Raw genomic sequence first — 16,647 nt, 5'->3', positions numbered from 1 at the left:
ACTTATATATCTGTAATACTTGTACGGCATCATTGTTATAACTTTCTTCTAAATCTTATCATCGTTTGCCCAATGGGCTATAAACTGAATCTGACAAACTTGCTAAATCTGTAAAGTTTTTTTATTGTGTTGACACCAAAGCAATTGGCTATAGATGCATTACGCTTATGTCTGTAATAGAAAAAGAAACTTCGAATAGTTTATATCGCCAATGGCAGATCTTGTCTCGCTTACCGACCGGCAAATGGATCGGGACTCGAGAATTGCAAGAAATGCTTGAGCGTGAAGGTATTGATATTAGTTTAAGGACTATTCAGCGTGACTTAAATCAAATTGCTCAGCGTTTTCCGATAGAGAGCAATAAAGCCGTACCTCAAGGCTGGCGGTGGCAATCAGATGCACCTATTCAAAGCTTACCTCACATGACAAGTTCTCAAGCGGTAACCTTTATGATGGTTGAGGAGCACCTTAAACACCTCCTTCCTCCGAGCCTGCTTGATGAGATGGGACCATGGTTCGATTTGGCCAAACGTAGCCTTTCTACACAAAATAATGTGAGACAGTGGATTAACCGTGTACGTATTGTTCCAGCAAGCCAACCGTTAATTCCGCCTGTAGTTGACCGAAATGCTCAACAAGCAATTTATGAAGGCTTACTCCAAGACAAGCAAATAGAATGTGTTTATCGGGCAAGGGTCAATCAGGGTGAAGACAGAACTTATGTTTTAAATCCTTTGGCTTTGGTACAAAAAGGTGCAGTCATTTATTTAATTTGCACACGACATGACAAAACTGAAGTGCAAACATTTGCTCTGCACCGTTTTAAATCAGCAAAAGTATTAGACAGCCGAGCACTGCATCCAGTTAATTTTGATATTGATCATTATATTGATTCAGGGGCTTTAGGCTTTAGAGTGGACTATAACCAACCAACTGAATCAATTCAGCTCACCTTAACCATGACAGAGCAAACTGCGAAAACCTTTTATGAAAGTCAGTTAAGTAAAGACCAAACGATTACTCCGCTTGAAGAAAATATTGTAGAAGTTTCAGCGACTGTACCTTTTACATCTCAACTAGTATGGTGGTTACGTAGTTTTGGTAAGAAATTACTGCATATTGAACCAGTACAAGTACATAATGCTGTGCGAGAAATTGAAACTGAGAATAAATAGATATAAAAAAGAGAACCATAAGGTTCTCTTTAGATTTTGAATTATAATTTTCTTAATTTTATATTGTTCTTATTTTTTACTGTTTTCAGATCAATGTGTTCTCCCCCATCAAAACTGATCTGCCCTTTCTTTTGCGCTATTTTGAACATGAGCATTGGCATGCCATTTCATATCCATTGTAGCGAATTGATTTCATTGTCATGATTAAAGCCCTCTTGTTTGAACGTGAATTCAATATAACTGGCGACTTAAAATATGTGAAATAAGAAAAAAAGGAAGCGAAATCTCTTTTCTTCCTTAGGAAGTTTCCATATATTTTTTGAACAGAAAATAAAAAAGCCCAGTCTTAACTGGGCTTTTTGTACATTTAAATGATTAAGCTGTTTTCTTAATCATATTATTCTTACGAATTGTGATCATTACAAGCTGAACTGCTGCTGGTGTAACACCAGGAATACGGCTTGCTTGAGCTAAAGTTTCTGGAAGAACTGTTTTTAACTTCTGCGTGATTTCACGTGACAATCCAGACACGACATCATAGTCAAAGTCGGCAGGAATTTTAGTTTCTTCAAGACGCTTTAATTGAGCAACATCTTCATGCTGACGGTTAATGTAACCTTCATATTTCACAGCAATTTCAATTTGCTCACCCACTTGTTCTGAAACTTCAGAACCAGTAAGTTCAGCAATTTGACCGAAGGTGATATTAGGGCGCTTAAGCAAATCAATCGCACTACATTCCTTACTCAAATCAGCACCCGTCATTTCAACGAATTTTTTACCCATAGGGTTATTTGGTGCTGCCCATAAATGTTGTAAACGAGAGGTTTCACGCTCAACCGCTTCCATTTTTTCGCAATAAGCAGCCCAACGTACATCATCAACCAAACCAAGTTCACGACCGATAGAAGTTAAGCGCTGATCCGCATTATCTTCACGTAACATCAAACGATATTCAGCACGTGAGGTAAACATACGGTACGGTTCTTTAGTACCTAACGTGATGAGGTCATCAACCAACACACCCATATAAGCTTGGTCACGTTTAGGCGTCCATTCTTCTTGCTCCCACGCACGACGCGCAGCATTTAAACCTGCAAGTAAACCTTGGGCACCAGCTTCTTCGTAACCTGTTGTACCATTAATTTGACCAGCGAAATACAAGCCATTAATCGCTTTAGTTTCGAGGGTAAATTTCAAAGCTTGCGGGTTGAAATAGTCATATTCAATTGCATAGCCCGGACGTAAGATATGAGCATTTTCCATACCACGAATTGAACGTACAAGCTCGAACTGAACATCAAATGGTAAAGAAGTTGAAATACCGTTTGGATAAAGCTCGTGTGTATCTAGACCTTCTGGCTCCAAGAATACTTGATGTGAGTCTTTATCAGCGAAACGATGAATCTTATCTTCGATTGATGGGCAGTAACGCGGACCTACACCTTCAATAACACCAGTGTACATTGGTGAACGGTCTAAACCACCACGAATAATGTCGTGTGTTTTTTCATTTGTATGAGTGATATAACAGTTTACTTGTTCAGGGTGCATAGAAGCATCACCCATGAATGACATCACTGGAGATGGGAAATCACCTGGCTGCGGAATCATGACTGAAAAATCAACTGAACGTGCATCAATACGTGGCGGAGTACCAGTTTTTAAACGTCCCACTGGTAATTTTAATTCACGTAAACGTTGAGCAAGTGCAATAGAAGGAGGATCCCCCGCACGACCACCGCTTGATTTTTCTAAACCAACGTGGATGACACCACCCAAGAATGTACCTGTAGTCAACACAACAGTTTTAGCATCAAAGCGAATACCCATTTGGGTAACAACGCCTTTAACGGTATCGCCTTCAACAATCAGGTCATCCGCTGCTTGCTGGAAAATATCAAGATTTACTTGATTTTCCAAAGTATCACGAATGGCAGCTTTGTAACGAACACGATCAGCTTGAGCACGTGTTGCACGCACAGCTGCACCTTTACGCGAATTTAAAATACGGAACTGAATACCACCTTTATCGGCAGCCAAGGCCATTGCACCGCCAAGTGCATCAATTTCACGGACTAGGTGAGACTTACCAATACCACCAATTGCTGGGTTACAACTCATTTGGCCCAAAGTCTCAATGTTATGGGTCAAAAGCAAAGTCTGTCGTCCCATACGCGCAGCAGCAAGGGCCGCTTCCGTACCTGCGTGACCGCCACCGATAACGATAACATCATAAACTTTAGGATAGTGCATGAGTACAAAAACACCAGAAAAAAAAGACGGAACATTATAGCAAAATTATCTGCTTATTGATGTACATAATTACAAAATTGTCTTCACATAATTTACGCTATGCCACATGATTTGACATTTTGTTTCATGAATTCAATACAAAGTGAATGTTTTTAAAATTAATTCATCTTAGAATAAAAAATGTACAGCACTTCTATGACTTTAAAATTAACGCAACGAGAAGGAATACAAAATGAAAACGACCATGTTAAAAATCTTAACTGCATCTCTAATTTGTTTTTCAGGCGTAACTTTTACCCATGCTGCTGACACGAGCAAAGCCGAAACGCAAAAACAAATTCGAGTCTGTTCAAAAAAACAGCAAGGTGAATGGGTTTCTTACAATCACAACGGTGTAACCTTTAACGGTACTTGCCAACCAAACGAAAATGGCAAGTTACAATTTAAGGCCCCTGCTCCTTAATCTGTTTTAACATAGGTATAGAAGAAGTCATTTATTTTCCGCTATATCTCATCAGTATTTTCAAAGACGGTCCATTAAAGATGGGCCGCTTTCTTTTTTAAAATGGTCTAGTCCGCTACAATACGCCTTTAAATAAAATTTTTAGGTCCTTTTCGTGAAGTGGTTACAAATACACATTACCGTTGATCAAGAACAAGTTGAGTTCACAGAAACACTTTTAATGTCTCTAGGTGCGGTAAGCGTAACGCTGGATGATGCTGAAGATCAGGCTTTACTTGAACCATTACCGGGTGAAACACCTTTATGGAACAAAGTTATTGTGACAGGCATCTATCAACAAGACGAACAAGACCCTATTGATGTCGACACTTTAGAAGCTTTTTTAAAAGCTCAACTTCCAGATGTCCCTATGCGTCATGAAGAACTTGAAGATCAAGTGTGGGAACGCGCATGGATGGATTACTATGAGCCAATTCAGATTGGGGAAAAGTTCTGGATCGTGCCTGAATGGCTAGAGCCACCAGAAGCAGACGCAACTAACATTAAGTTAGATCCAGGTCTTGCATTTGGTACAGGTAATCACGCAAGTACTTTCCTATGCTTACAATGGCTGGGTAAAACTGACGTTAAAGATAAAATCGTGATTGATTATGGCTGTGGTTCAGGCATTTTAGGCGTAGCAGCTTTATTATTAGGCGCTAAAAAAGTATACGCTACCGATATTGATCCTCAGGCTGTTTTAGCAACAAAACAAAATGCAGAGCTCAATGGTGTATTAGATCGACTATATGTAGGTCTTCCTGAAGAGTTTGATCAAGAATTCAAACCTAAACAAGCCGATGTTTTAGTTGCAAACATTTTAGCAGGACCTTTAATGATGCTTGCGCCTGAATTTGCAAATTTAATCAAATCTGAGGGCGAGTTCGCACTTGCTGGTGTGATTGAAGAGCAAGTTGCTGATGTTTCACGTGTTTATTCTGAATTTTTTGATATATTAGATGTCGAAAAGCGCGAAGAAAACTGGTGTCGCATTTCAGGAAAACGTAAAACAATAAATTGAGATTTTTAACTCATGAATGAAAAACAAACCCGCTGCCCTAAGTGTTTAACAGTTTATAAAGTATCTCTTACTCAATTGACTGTTGCTCAGGGTATGGTTTGTTGCCCTAAATGTAATTCAAGCTTTAATGCCTTAACCCATCTAATCAATATTGAACAGCCAGTTATGGTCAACTCAACGACGTTAGCCAACGGTTCAATGCAGACAAGATATATGACGCATTCTCACGTATTAGATATCTTTGACCAAAAAGTAGAAAACTCTAATATTGATCTTTTAACTTACCTCAACAACTTAAATTACTTTCACAACGAACCTATTAATGCTCTACCAAACCTTAATTTAGCTGAGCAGGCATCCCCACAAGAACAAGACAACAATAAAAAGCATAGTTGGCTTTACTATACGCTCTGGAGCTCTGCCAACCTTATTTTAATTTTAGTTTTTACTTTTCAAATTCTCTGGTTTAACCCTAAGCTCATGCATGCAAGCCCAACCGTTAGCCATGCTTTTAATTACGTTTGCCAAATACTACACTGCAACAAATCAGCAGAACTTTATCAACTTATCTATATAGAAAAGTTAAAAGTCCGCAAAATCGACGCAAACCATACCCAGTTCTCAGGCATATTGCTCAATCAGAATGATAAAAGTATTGAGCTTCCTAATCTAAAGTTGATTTTTGCAACAGAGCCAGACAAAACAGAGGAAATCATATTAACTCCTCAACAATATCTAGTTGAAAACTTAAGGGGTATTCAACGTATTCCATCAAATACCCCTTTCCGATTCGAATTTGAGCTAAACAAAAGCAAAAAAAGGCTAGTAAATTATCGATTAGAAATTGTCCACCCCTAAAATGTAAAAAAAGTGAAAAAAAAATAAAAAAAAATGCAGTTAATTTGCTCACTTTTTCCTAGACAATGGTATGATACGCGCCACGAAAGCTTTGACTCATATACTCCTCGCTCTCAATCCAAAAAAAATACTGTTAAGCATGTGTGCTTTTCTACTTTAAGCGCATAGCCTAACTTTTTTTGTTTTTGAGGGGGCTGTAACAAATATTTAATTATTGTTACGCTTATTTTTTATTCAATACGAAGAAATATGGCAAGCTAATTGTTCTTATGTTTTAGAGTCACTGTTTTAGGATCTAAAACAGGACTCCGTATTTTTAGACCACATTTATATACTACTTTACCCAAGCTAGTATTTGATTTTCGGATTAACTCGCATGAATAGCAAATCTCCTATTTTTACTGCACAATCTGATGTTGCTCTTCGCATCCACGTGGATCGCGCAGTTCGCCATTATTTTGCACAATTGCAAGGTGAGCAACCATCTCAGGTATATGACATGGTGCTAGCAGAAATGGAGAAACCTCTTTTATCTGTAGTTCTTGAATATACACGTGGTAATCAAACGCGTGCTGCAGAAATTCTTGGACTCAACCGTGGCACTTTACGTAAAAAGTTAAAAGCTCACGGTTTAATGAGTGAATAAATGATAAAATGCTCACGACGTCGTGGGCATTTTTTTATGCTTATTGGTTTTAATCCGTAGACTTGAAATTGTTGAATTAAACATCATGACTATTAAACGTGCTTTGATTTCTGTATCTGATAAGACAGGAATTGTCGAATTTGCTCAAAACCTTGCAGCTCTAGGGGTAGAACTATTATCTACAGGCGGCACATATAAGTTGCTTAAAGATAATAATATCGCGGTTGTAGAAGTATCTGAACATACTGGCTTCCCTGAAATGATGGATGGTCGTGTTAAGACATTACATCCAAAAATTCATGGCGGTATTCTTGCTCGTCGCGGTTTAGATGAAGCAGTTATGGAAGAACACAACATCGATCCGATTGATCTTGTTGTTGTAAACCTTTACCCATTTGCTGCAACTGTTGCAAAACCTGACTGTACTCTTCCTGATGCAATCGAAAATATCGACATCGGTGGTCCTACAATGGTTCGTGCGGCTGCTAAAAACCATGCTTCAGTAGGTATTGTAGTTAATGCTTCTGATTACGACACTGTAATTAATGAATTAAAAACTGCTGGTTCACTTTCTTATGAAACACGTTTTGATTTAGCAGTTAAAGCATTTGAACATACAGCTCAATACGATGGCATGATCGCTTCTTACTTAGGCGCTCGCGTTGGTAAGACCGAAGGCGAAGCTGATTTATTCCCTCGTACATTCAATACTCAATTGAACAAAGCACAAGATTTACGTTACGGTGAAAACCCACATCAATCGGCTGCTTTCTATGTCGAAGCTAATGCAAAAGAAGCATCAGTTTCTACTGCAAAACAGTTACAAGGCAAAGAATTGTCTTATAACAACATTGCAGATACAGATGCTGCACTTGAATGTGTTAAATCATTCGCAAAACCTGCTTGTGTCATCGTGAAACATGCTAACCCTTGTGGTGTTGCGGTTTCTTTAGACGGCATTAAAGCTGCTTATGATTTAGCTTATGCAACTGATCCAGAATCTGCTTTTGGCGGTATTATTGCATTCAACCGTGAATTAGATGTTGCAACTGCTCAAGCAATTGTAGAGCGTCAATTCGTTGAAGTGATTATTGCTCCAAGTATTGCTGATGGCGTACTTGAAATAACTGGCGCTAAGAAAAATGTACGTGTTTTAGTATGTGGCGAGTTACCTGCTATTGATGCACGTGCACCGCAACTTGACTATAAACGCGTAAATGGTGGCTTACTTGTTCAAGATCAAGACTTGGGCATGATCACTAAAGATGATCTTAAAGTAGTTACTAAGCGTGCGCCAACTGAACAAGAAATTGATGACCTCATCTTTGCTTGGAAAGTTGCGAAATATGTAAAATCAAACGCAATTGTTTATGCTAAAAACCGCCAAACTATTGGTGTAGGTGCAGGTCAAATGAGTCGCGTTAACTCAGCTCGTATTGCTGCCATTAAAGCTGAACATGCTGGTTTGGTTGTTGAAGGTGCTGTAATGGCATCTGATGCATTCTTCCCGTTCCGTGACGGTATTGATAATGCTGCTAAAGCTGGCATTAAATGCATCATTCAACCAGGTGGTTCTATGCGTGATGAAGAAGTAATCGCTGCAGCAGACGAAGCTGGTATTGCAATGGTGTTCACTGGTATGCGCCATTTCCGCCACTAATTTAAATTTAGTCCTCCCTAACCCTCCTTTCATTCAGGAGGGTTTTCCACAATAATGGAGCTAAACTCCACCTTGAGGAATAGAGGGGGATGAAAAGGATTAAAGTTAAGGAACAAATTAAAAATGAATATTTTAGTTTTAGGTAGTGGTGGTCGTGAACATGCTTTGGCATGGAAAATCGCGCAAGATACCAAAGTTACTCAAGTTTTCGTTGCACCGGGAAATGCGGGAACTGCAACTGAAGACAAATGCGTTAATGTTCAGCTTGATATTTTAGACAACCCTGCAATTATCGCTTTTGCTAAAGAAAATAATGTTGAACTTATTATTGTTGGTCCAGAAGCACCTTTAGTGAATGGTGTGGTAGATGCTGCTCGCGAAGCAGGTCTAAAAATTTGGGGACCAACTCAATATGCTGCGCAGCTTGAAGGCTCAAAGGCATTTGCTAAACATTTTTTAAAGCGTCATAACATCCCAACTGCTTTTTACGAAGTATTTACGGAAATTGATGCAGCTAAAGCTTATGTTGAAAAAAATGGTGCACCAATTGTAATTAAGGCAGACGGTCTTGCTGCTGGTAAAGGTGTAATCGTTGCAATGACCAACGAAGAAGCTTTTGCAGCAATTGATGACATGCTTGCAGGCAACAAATTCGGTGATGCTGGTTCACGTGTTGTAATTGAACAGTTCCTTGCAGGTGAAGAAGCTTCTTTCATTTGTATGATTGATGGTAAAAACATTTTACCAATGGCAACTTCACAAGATCACAAGCGTATTTTTGAAGGCGATCAAGGTCCTAATACTGGCGGTATGGGTGCTTACTCTCCTGCTCCGGTGGTAACTTCTGAAATTTTCGAACGTGTTATGACTGAAATCATGCGTCCGACTGTTGAAGGTATGGCTGCTGACGGACATGTCTACACTGGTTTCTTATATGCTGGCTTAATGATTGATGAACAAGGTCAACCACGTGTGATCGAGTTCAACTGTCGTTTCGGTGATCCTGAAACTCAGCCAATCATGATGCGCTTAAAGTCATCTCTTGTTGAATTGGTAGAAGCTGGTATTGCTGGCAATTTACCAAAAGAAGCTGAATGGGACGAGCGTAAGTCAATCGGTATCGTACTTGCAGCTGAAGGCTATCCTGATAGCGTACGCAAAGGCGATGTAATTTCTGGTATCGGACAATCACCTGAAGATACTAAAATTTTCCATGCAGGTACTGCAACTCGTGAAGATGGTCACATCGTAACTTCTGGTGGTCGAGTTCTTTGTGTAACTGCGCTAGGCGACAGCGTGCTTGAAGCACAAATTAATGCACTTGAAGTATGCGGACAAGTGACCTTTACAGGTATGCAATATCGTAGTGACATTGGCTATCGCGCAATTGCTCGTGAAAAAGCTGAATAAAAGTTAATAAAAAAAGCTTCCTACTTAGGAAGCTTTTTTTTATTTTGTACCCCAGCATAAGAAAATAATATAAATTTTTTATAAGATTTATTAAGATATCAACAAATAGAAAAAAGCCCTCTATATCAACTACATTTTTATTGCTATCATTAGTACATAGTTGTAACTGTCATCAGACACTGCTGTTTTAATAATTTCCATAAAGACTTGCTCTACAAATTATGCCTGTAGAGAGTTTTTTAATATTCTAAATTTATGAATGCTCGTTTGGCTACTGTTGGGGATGAACTGTTTGGGGAAACAGTTTTTGTTTATTAAACAATTACCCTCTGTTATAGCCAAAATGCAAGCAAATTATGGAACCCCAGAAAAAGATCACAGAGTTTAGACTAGTTGTAATTCCAACTCCTCTCTTTTCATATTGATATAGATCAATCGTTATTGTTCTATATCTTAATCAGGACTTTTTTAAATGAAAAAGCTGATCAGCCTTTTTTTAAGCATGTCAGTAGTATTATTGACAGCATGTAGCAAACAAGAAAATGCTCAACAAGCCGAACAAAACAATGATAGTTCCAAAGTACAAAATGTAGTAATTGCCTCTACAGGTTCGGATGCTGACATTTGGCGTTATATCGCATCTTTACCTGAAACCCAAGCTGCTGGACTAAAGTTAGAAGTAAAAAACTTCTCAGACTCCGTTTCAATGAATACAGCAATTGCAAATAAAGAAGTAGATTTGAACGCATTCCAAGCTTATTCTTATCTTACTGCATATAATAATTCAAACCCGGATAAGATTGCAGCGGTTTCTACCACTTATATTGAGCCAATGGGGATTTATTCAAGTAAATACAAAAAAATTGAAGAACTTCCTGAAGGTGCAATTATTTCAATCCCGGATGATGCTGCCAGCGAATCTCGTGCGCTACTCTTGTTACAAACTGCTGGCTTAATCAAGCTTAAAGCTGACTTTAATCCTATTCAGGGCAGTCCAATTGATGTTATCGAAAATCCTAAAAAGATCAACATCAAACCAATCAAAATGGAAACTGCATTACGTCTTAAAAATGAATTTGATGCAGTTGTATTAAATAATACCATAGCACTCGAGGGAGGTTTAAACGTACTCAAAGATTCTATGTTCTATGAACCTATTGATCAAATCTCAAAAATTAGTGTCAACGTTCTAGCAACTACTGAATCACGTAAAAATGATCCTGTCTTGCAAAAAGTTGGTAAGCTTTACCACAATGCAGCTGTTAAAAAATACATTGAAGAACACTTTGGTGGAACAAAAGTTGACGTAGACAAACCAATCAGCTATCTCTCAGAAGCTAAATAGTAATATAATAGCTGCAACGCGAAACAGGCAAAAACTCTTTGCCTGTTTTTTCTTTTCAGCATAGTTTTTGACGACATGATTCAATTTAAAAACATTTCAAAGCACTATCAGCTTAAAGGCCAAACCATACGAGCTCTGGACCAAATTAATTTGGAAATTCCTGAAGGGAGTATTTTTGGTATTATTGGCTATAGTGGTGCAGGTAAAAGTACTTTAATCCGCCTGATTAACTTACTTGAACGACCAAATGAAGGTCAGGTTATCATTAATCAAAAGGACTTCACTGCTTTGGATGCGCGTTCATTACGTCAGGAACGTGCAAATATTGGTATGATTTTTCAGCACTTCAATTTGCTACAAACCAAAACGGTTGCTGAAAATATCGAAATGCCAATGCGTCTGCTGAATTACAATAAAGCAGAACGTGAAAAGCGCTTAAATGAGTTATTGGAGTTCATTGATCTTAAGCATAAAAAAGATGCTTATCCTGATGAACTTTCTGGCGGCCAAAAGCAACGTGTCGGTATTGCTCGTGCTTTGGCAAATCATCCAAAAATTCTTTTGTGTGATGAAGCAACCTCTGCCCTAGACCCGCAAACAACCAAATCTGTTTTAGAGTTACTCAAGAAAATCAATCAAGAGCAAAAAATCACAATCGTTATGGTGACCCATGAAATGGATGTCATTGAAACTGTTTGTGATCATGTAGCTGTGATGGAAGCAGGTAAAGTCATTGAACAAGGTTCAACGATTGATATCTTTAGTAATCCTCAACATCCGACGACTAAAAACTTTATTCAAACTGTGTTACATCAACAGTTGCCTGTGAATATTTTAAATCAACTCGAAAATCAGCATCACCATAGCATCTACTGTTTACAGTTTTTGGGCCGTTCTGCCCAAGAACCTGTAATTCAGTCACTGATTAAACAATTTGATATTAGTTTAAATATCTTATTCGCTAACATGACTGAAATTAACGGTACTGTCATTGGTCAAATGTTTGTACAGCTTCTAGGTGAGCCACAGTTGATTAAGCAGGCTATCGAGTTTTTAGAGAAAAATGAAGTGAGTGTAGTTCAATCAGGAGATCAAGTATGAGAGATTTAATCGTACAGTGGTTAACTGAACTTACTCAACCTTTCTGGCACAGTTCGCTTTCAATTGACCAGTTTGTAACAGCTCTACAAGAAACATTTCACATGGTGTTTTTTGCGCTGTTATTTGGTGGTATTTGGGGTTTCATTCAAGGGGTTATCCTGCTTGTAACTCGCCCAGAAGGTATTTTGCCAAATAGATTCGTCTATCATTTACTCAACCCGATTGTAAATGCGTTACGCTCTCTCCCATTTATTATTTTACTTATTGCAGTGATTCCTCTTACCAAGTTATTGGTAGGCACTTCAATTGGTACATGGGCAGCGATCGTTCCTTTAACAATTTACGTTGGTCCATATATGGGACGTCTGATTGAAACTTCCCTACTCGAAGTAAATGAAGGAATTATTGAATCTGCTCAGGCGATGGGTGCTACACCTTGGCAAATTATTTACCGCTTTATTTTGCCAGAAGCACGCAGTTCACTCATTCTAAACCTCACAACAGCCACAATCAGTTTGATTGGTGCAACAGCAATGGCTGGTGCAGTGGGCGCAGGTGGTATTGGTGACTTAGCAATCTCTTATGGTTACCAACGTTTTGATACAAGCGTTGTAATTTTAACAGTAATTGTTCTATTGCTCTTAGTACAGATTGTACAGACACTAGGTAACTGGCTCTCTAAGATCCGTTAAATTACTCATATAAAAAGCTCCCTAAATGGGGGCTTTTTTGTTTTACATACATCATTTTCATAAAAAGGTTGAGTGAGTGGCTTAATACCATTTTCTGTTATTATCAAAAACAGTGATTACTTATTCTTTGGATTTGGTTTTAGGATAAAACAATGCGTTATAGAATTCATTTTATTGATGTACAGAATGCCCTCCAAAACTATATCTGGATTTTAGAAGATACTGAAACCCAAGAGGCTGTTGCAGTTGATCCAACAGAAGCTGATCTTGTGACTCAATTTTGTCAAAATTATCAACTCACTTTAAAACAAATCTGGCTCACTCATTGGCATAAAGACCATATCGGTGGTGTAGCGGATTTAACGGCTGGCCAAAATATTACTGTCTATGGTCCACGTGATGAGCTCTCAAAAATTCCGGGAATTACTCACCCCTTACAACATGACGATCATTTAAAATTTAATGATTTAAAAGTAGAGATTATCGCGACCCCAGGTCACACCTTAGGGCACATTGTGTATTTTATTGAAGAGTTAGAAGCTGTATTCTGCGGTGACACTTTGTTTGCAATGGGATGTGGACGATTATTTGAAGGTACGGCTGAACAAATGTATCACTCACTTAGTCGTTTAGCAGCGCTACCAACACAAACCAAAGTTTATTGTACGCATGAATACACGCTTTCAAATGCCGAATTTGCCTTAACGGTAGAGCCGCATAACCACGCCTTATCTGAACGAGCTGAAGAAGTTCGTGAGCTACGTAAACAAGGATCAATCACCCTTCCGAGTACGATTGAACTAGAATTAGCCACCAATCCTTTTCTTCGTGCAGAAAGTGCTGAAGACTTTGCTCATTTACGTGCACTTAAAGATAACTTTTAAAGTTAAAGCCTCTCCTTTTAAGAGATACAGTTTCATTTTAAAAACTGTATCTTTTTGCATAGTGCACGTTGATCGTAATTATTTTTTACATTTAGTATCTTCGTATTTATTTATATTTTTAAAAATTCCCTCAAATTTATATTTTCTTAAAAACACGCCAACAAACAATCCACTAAATAAAAAGTTTTTATTTTTTAGTTACATAACACCTCCATATTTTTATAAAAATGAAAACTGTTCTTTCTCTATCTTACTTTTTTTACAAGTTGCAAAATAAAACAAAGTTTTCCCCCTTTAAAAAATCTAATTAAAACCCTATTAATAAATAAGATGTAATGCCACGGATAGAAGGAGTTCTCACGTGAAAAAGGTTGTTAAAGCTAAAAATTTGATTGCGTTTCGTATTTGGTTAGAAAAGTTAGGGTATTCAGTTAAAAATCTTGCTGATGGAAAAGGTTTTACTTTTAGTTTTAAAAAAGAATATGGTTTAGTGACCTGTGATTTAGCAGGTAATTCATTAGCGATGCAATTAGGTGAAGAGTTTGAGGATCACTTAAAAGCATAATTTTTACGACTCGATTTACAGTATTGTCTTTTTGAAAGATAAGTAATATTGCAGAACTTTAGAATGGTTTAATTAAAATATATTGTTAGACATTAAACAAAAAATCTGTAGCGGGGCTACTCTCCCAAATTGCCCTCAGCTACAGATTTTTTATAAGATTATTCTGCTTTAGGGTGCTTTAAAGCTTTATCTAAAAGATCTTTATCTAAAGCTTTATCCCATCGTGCTACAACAATTGTTGCGCAAGCATTACCAACTAAATTTGTTAATGCACGGCACTCTGACATAAAACGGTCAATACCAAGAATTAAAGCCATACCTGCTACAGGAACCGCCGGTACAACCGATAGAGTTGCAGCCAGAGTAATAAAGCCTGCACCAGTCACCCCTGCTGCACCTTTAGAACTTACCATTGCCACAAGAAGCAATGCAATTTGTTCACTAATTGATAAGTCAACATTACACGCTTGCGCAATAAACAGAGCCGCCATAGTCATGTAGATATTTGTACCATCGAGGTTAAATGAATAACCTGTCGGAATCACCAAACCTACCACCGATTTTTCACAACCTGCTTTTTGCATTTTATCCATTAAAGATGGTAAAGCTGCTTCAGAAGAACTTGTTCCTAAAACTAACCAAAGTTCATCTTTGATATAACGGATTAAATGAATAATTGAGAAGCCATTGTAACGGGCTACGGCTCCTAAAATCACTATGACAAACAATACCGCTGTAATATAGAACGTCATAATTAATAGTAATAAATTACCAATTGACTCGATTCCATACGCACCGATGGTAAAAGCCATTGCACCAAAAGCACCGATTGGAGCAAGCTTCATTAACATACCAACAAGGTAAAAAACTGGAGCTGTTAAGTTATTTAAGAAGTCGGTAATTGGACGTGCACGGTCACCCAATGCAGCCAAAGAAATACCAAATAACACCGCCACAAACAGAACCTGCAAAATCTCGCCACCTGCCAGAGGGCTAACTAGAGTTTGCGGGATAATATTCATGAAGAAGTCAGTAATATTTGTTGCATGCGCCTTTTCAACGTAAGTATTTACTTTATCGTTGACTAAGGTAGCAGGGTCAATATTAAGACCTTTACCTGGTTGGATAATATTTGCCACAATCATACCAACCACAAGCGCCAAGCTTGAGAAGGTCAGAAAATAAAGCATAGCTTTACCAGTTACACGGCCAACTCGGCTCATGTTTGTCATACTGGCAATGCCTGTAACAACGGTTAAAAAGATGACGGGAGCAATAATCATTTTAACGATCTTGATGAATGCATCACCAAGCGGTTTTAAACTTTCGCCAAGTTCTGGGTAAAAATGACCAATTAAAATGCCCAAAATAATTGCAAAGATGACCTGTACATACAAAATTTAGTGAAACTTCTGTTTTTTCTGTACTGTTTCTTGGTCAAGGGTATTGAAATCCATTATCTAAATACCTTTTCGATGGGGATAAAAAAATAAAATATAAAGCGTGCACCACAAGCTGCTTTATCAAGGAAAAGCCATTGTAAAGAATAAAAAACGGCCTGTGTTATAAATTTAAAAAATGTCAAATTCAATAATCATGCAATAAATTATATAAAATGATTTTAATTTTCTAGTTTTAAAAAATAAAAAAACAACCAAAATTCGCTATAAAGCATTATTTAATCTTAATATTTTAAGTAAAAACATGCACAAAAATGGCTGTAGAAGTTTAATTGTCTTATACCAGCACAACATTTATTAAATAAATGATTTTATAAAAAACATGTAAATTATAAATTATGAAAATTTAATTTAAAAATAATAAGAAAAATTGATATATAATTTTTTAACAAGATAAAGTGTCTCGTTCTTGTTAAAAAAATCTCACTAATAGGCTTTAATAAATTAATTCAAATTAGGGAGCGTTAAATAACCGTTCCAATAAAATGTGGACGTAATCTAAGCTTAAGGTACGTTCAGTGAATAAGATGCGAAATAGCATAGGGGCAATAACAGCTTCGATAATTTCTTCATTATTTATAGTGGGTTCATTACGCGATTTAGCTCTGGCTTGAATAATATCAAGTTGTTGAATAATTAAGGTTTCACATTTTCTTGCATTTGAAGAGTCGGCTGTATATAGCACATCACGCAATAATGTTTGACCAACTTCAGAAGAATACTCCTCAAAATATTGTTCAATCCATGCAGTGATATCTAGCTGAAATGAACCTAAATCTTTTGGTTCCATATCAGGTTTAAGTTCATTTAGGGCTACATCTGAAAATAGCTGATTAATATCGCCCCAACGGCGGTAAATTGTCGAAGGTGTTACTCCTGCCTCATGAGCGATCATAGGTATGGTAATTTGGCTCTGCTCTAAGGTTTTTTGAAGCTCTTTTACCGCTTGATGCACCGCAGTTTGAATTCTTTCACTACGACCACCAGGACGTAAGCCAGTAACAACTTTTGCCATTTATAAACTCTGTAAAGGGATCAAAAAATTTATAAATATTTATATCTATATACAAAA

Annotated in this window: 15 protein-coding genes; 12 read left to right on the top strand and 3 right to left on the bottom strand. The window is 37.5% G+C overall.

The annotated features are described in order from the left end of the window. Positions 1 to 167: 167 nt before the first annotated feature. Positions 168 to 1,175, top strand: coding sequence for a helix-turn-helix transcriptional regulator (locus tag JGE69_RS07600; protein WP_002119763.1), 1,008 nt, complete (start codon positions 168 to 170; stop codon positions 1,173 to 1,175). A gap of 375 nt (positions 1,176 to 1,550) precedes the next feature. Here JGE69_RS07600 and mnmG read toward each other — a convergent pair whose 3' ends face one another. Beyond that, the gene (gene mnmG / locus JGE69_RS07595; protein WP_005068479.1) at positions 1,551 to 3,431 is read right to left on the bottom strand and encodes a tRNA uridine-5-carboxymethylaminomethyl(34) synthesis enzyme MnmG; all 1,881 of its coding nucleotides are present in this window, start codon (positions 3,429 to 3,431) and stop codon (positions 1,551 to 1,553) included. A 232-nt stretch (positions 3,432 to 3,663) separates the two neighbouring features. On the opposite strand from mnmG, the gene JGE69_RS07590 reads away from it, so the two are divergent. The 11 genes from JGE69_RS07590 (at position 3,664) to JGE69_RS07540 (ending at position 14,115) form a co-directional block, all read left to right on the top strand. Next, positions 3,664 to 3,894, top strand: coding sequence for a hypothetical protein (locus tag JGE69_RS07590; protein ID WP_199112889.1), 231 nt, complete (start codon positions 3,664 to 3,666; stop codon positions 3,892 to 3,894). A 154-nt stretch (positions 3,895 to 4,048) separates the two neighbouring features. Further along, entirely contained in the window at positions 4,049 to 4,954 is a 906-nt protein-coding gene (gene prmA / locus JGE69_RS07585) for a 50S ribosomal protein L11 methyltransferase (protein WP_002119634.1), read from the top strand. A 12-nt stretch (positions 4,955 to 4,966) separates the two neighbouring features. After that, a complete protein-coding gene (locus JGE69_RS07580; RefSeq protein WP_032035554.1) occupies positions 4,967 to 5,812 on the top strand; it encodes a zinc-ribbon and DUF3426 domain-containing protein in 846 nt (281 codons plus the stop codon). Positions 5,813 to 6,188: 376 nt separating this feature from the next. Further along, positions 6,189 to 6,458 (top strand): DNA-binding transcriptional regulator Fis, encoded by a 270-nt coding sequence (fis, locus tag JGE69_RS07575; protein WP_001086304.1) that lies wholly within the window; start codon positions 6,189 to 6,191, stop codon positions 6,456 to 6,458. Between the two features lie 85 nt (positions 6,459 to 6,543). Then, positions 6,544 to 8,118, top strand: coding sequence for a bifunctional phosphoribosylaminoimidazolecarboxamide formyltransferase/IMP cyclohydrolase (gene purH, locus JGE69_RS07570; RefSeq protein WP_068529963.1), 1,575 nt, complete (start codon positions 6,544 to 6,546; stop codon positions 8,116 to 8,118). A gap of 123 nt (positions 8,119 to 8,241) precedes the next feature. Beyond that, entirely contained in the window at positions 8,242 to 9,528 is a 1,287-nt protein-coding gene (gene purD, locus JGE69_RS07565) for a phosphoribosylamine--glycine ligase (RefSeq protein WP_032035559.1), read from the top strand. 472 nt (positions 9,529 to 10,000) lie between these two features. Beyond that, positions 10,001 to 10,873: a MetQ/NlpA family ABC transporter substrate-binding protein gene (locus tag JGE69_RS07560; protein WP_199112891.1), complete on the top strand. Its 873-nt coding sequence runs from the start codon at positions 10,001 to 10,003 to the stop codon at positions 10,871 to 10,873. A gap of 75 nt (positions 10,874 to 10,948) precedes the next feature. Further along, on the top strand, positions 10,949 to 11,974 hold the full coding sequence (locus JGE69_RS07555; RefSeq protein WP_002119636.1) for a methionine ABC transporter ATP-binding protein: 1,026 nt from the start codon (positions 10,949 to 10,951) through the stop codon (positions 11,972 to 11,974). After that, complete coding sequence (locus tag JGE69_RS07550; RefSeq protein WP_002119707.1) at positions 11,971 to 12,666, top strand: methionine ABC transporter permease; 696 nt, start codon at positions 11,971 to 11,973, stop codon at positions 12,664 to 12,666. The genes JGE69_RS07555 and JGE69_RS07550 overlap by 4 nt, the downstream gene beginning before the upstream one ends. Before the next feature lie 152 nt (positions 12,667 to 12,818). Beyond that, a complete protein-coding gene (gene gloB, locus JGE69_RS07545; RefSeq protein WP_005068466.1) occupies positions 12,819 to 13,550 on the top strand; it encodes a hydroxyacylglutathione hydrolase in 732 nt (243 codons plus the stop codon). Positions 13,551 to 13,911: 361 nt separating this feature from the next. Continuing rightward, positions 13,912 to 14,115 (top strand): hypothetical protein, encoded by a 204-nt coding sequence (locus JGE69_RS07540; RefSeq protein ID WP_002119766.1) that lies wholly within the window; start codon positions 13,912 to 13,914, stop codon positions 14,113 to 14,115. A gap of 158 nt (positions 14,116 to 14,273) precedes the next feature. Here the strand turns inward: JGE69_RS07540 and JGE69_RS07535 are convergent, their stop codons facing one another. Further along, a complete protein-coding gene (locus JGE69_RS07535) occupies positions 14,274 to 15,515 on the bottom strand; it encodes a dicarboxylate/amino acid:cation symporter (RefSeq protein ID WP_320158874.1) in 1,242 nt (413 codons plus the stop codon). A gap of 514 nt (positions 15,516 to 16,029) precedes the next feature. After that, positions 16,030 to 16,590, bottom strand: a complete 561-nt coding sequence (locus JGE69_RS07530) for a TetR/AcrR family transcriptional regulator (protein ID WP_014207150.1) — start codon at positions 16,588 to 16,590, stop codon at positions 16,030 to 16,032. Positions 16,591 to 16,647 lie beyond the last annotated feature (57 nt).

The sequence above is a fragment of the Acinetobacter sp. C13 genome (genome assembly GCF_016809775.1).
Lineage (GTDB): Bacteria > Pseudomonadota > Gammaproteobacteria > Pseudomonadales > Moraxellaceae > Acinetobacter > Acinetobacter pittii.
Note: the sequence above shows the minus strand (reverse complement) of the source record. Positions and strands in the feature narration are given on the sequence as shown.

Coding starts and splice junctions, on each gene's coding strand:
- JGE69_RS07600 (WP_002119763.1), top strand. CDS start 168: ATGTCTGTAATAGAAAAAGAAACTTCGAATAGTTTATATCGCCAATGG.
- mnmG (WP_005068479.1), bottom strand. CDS start 3,431: ATGCACTATCCTAAAGTTTATGATGTTATCGTTATCGGTGGCGGTCAC.
- JGE69_RS07590 (WP_199112889.1), top strand. CDS start 3,664: ATGAAAACGACCATGTTAAAAATCTTAACTGCATCTCTAATTTGTTTT.
- JGE69_RS07580 (WP_032035554.1), top strand. CDS start 4,967: ATGAATGAAAAACAAACCCGCTGCCCTAAGTGTTTAACAGTTTATAAA.
- fis (WP_001086304.1), top strand. CDS start 6,189: ATGAATAGCAAATCTCCTATTTTTACTGCACAATCTGATGTTGCTCTT.
- purH (WP_068529963.1), top strand. CDS start 6,544: ATGACTATTAAACGTGCTTTGATTTCTGTATCTGATAAGACAGGAATT.
- purD (WP_032035559.1), top strand. CDS start 8,242: ATGAATATTTTAGTTTTAGGTAGTGGTGGTCGTGAACATGCTTTGGCA.
- JGE69_RS07560 (WP_199112891.1), top strand. CDS start 10,001: ATGAAAAAGCTGATCAGCCTTTTTTTAAGCATGTCAGTAGTATTATTG.
- JGE69_RS07555 (WP_002119636.1), top strand. CDS start 10,949: ATGATTCAATTTAAAAACATTTCAAAGCACTATCAGCTTAAAGGCCAA.
- JGE69_RS07550 (WP_002119707.1), top strand. CDS start 11,971: ATGAGAGATTTAATCGTACAGTGGTTAACTGAACTTACTCAACCTTTC.
- gloB (WP_005068466.1), top strand. CDS start 12,819: ATGCGTTATAGAATTCATTTTATTGATGTACAGAATGCCCTCCAAAAC.
- JGE69_RS07530 (WP_014207150.1), bottom strand. CDS start 16,590: ATGGCAAAAGTTGTTACTGGCTTACGTCCTGGTGGTCGTAGTGAAAGA.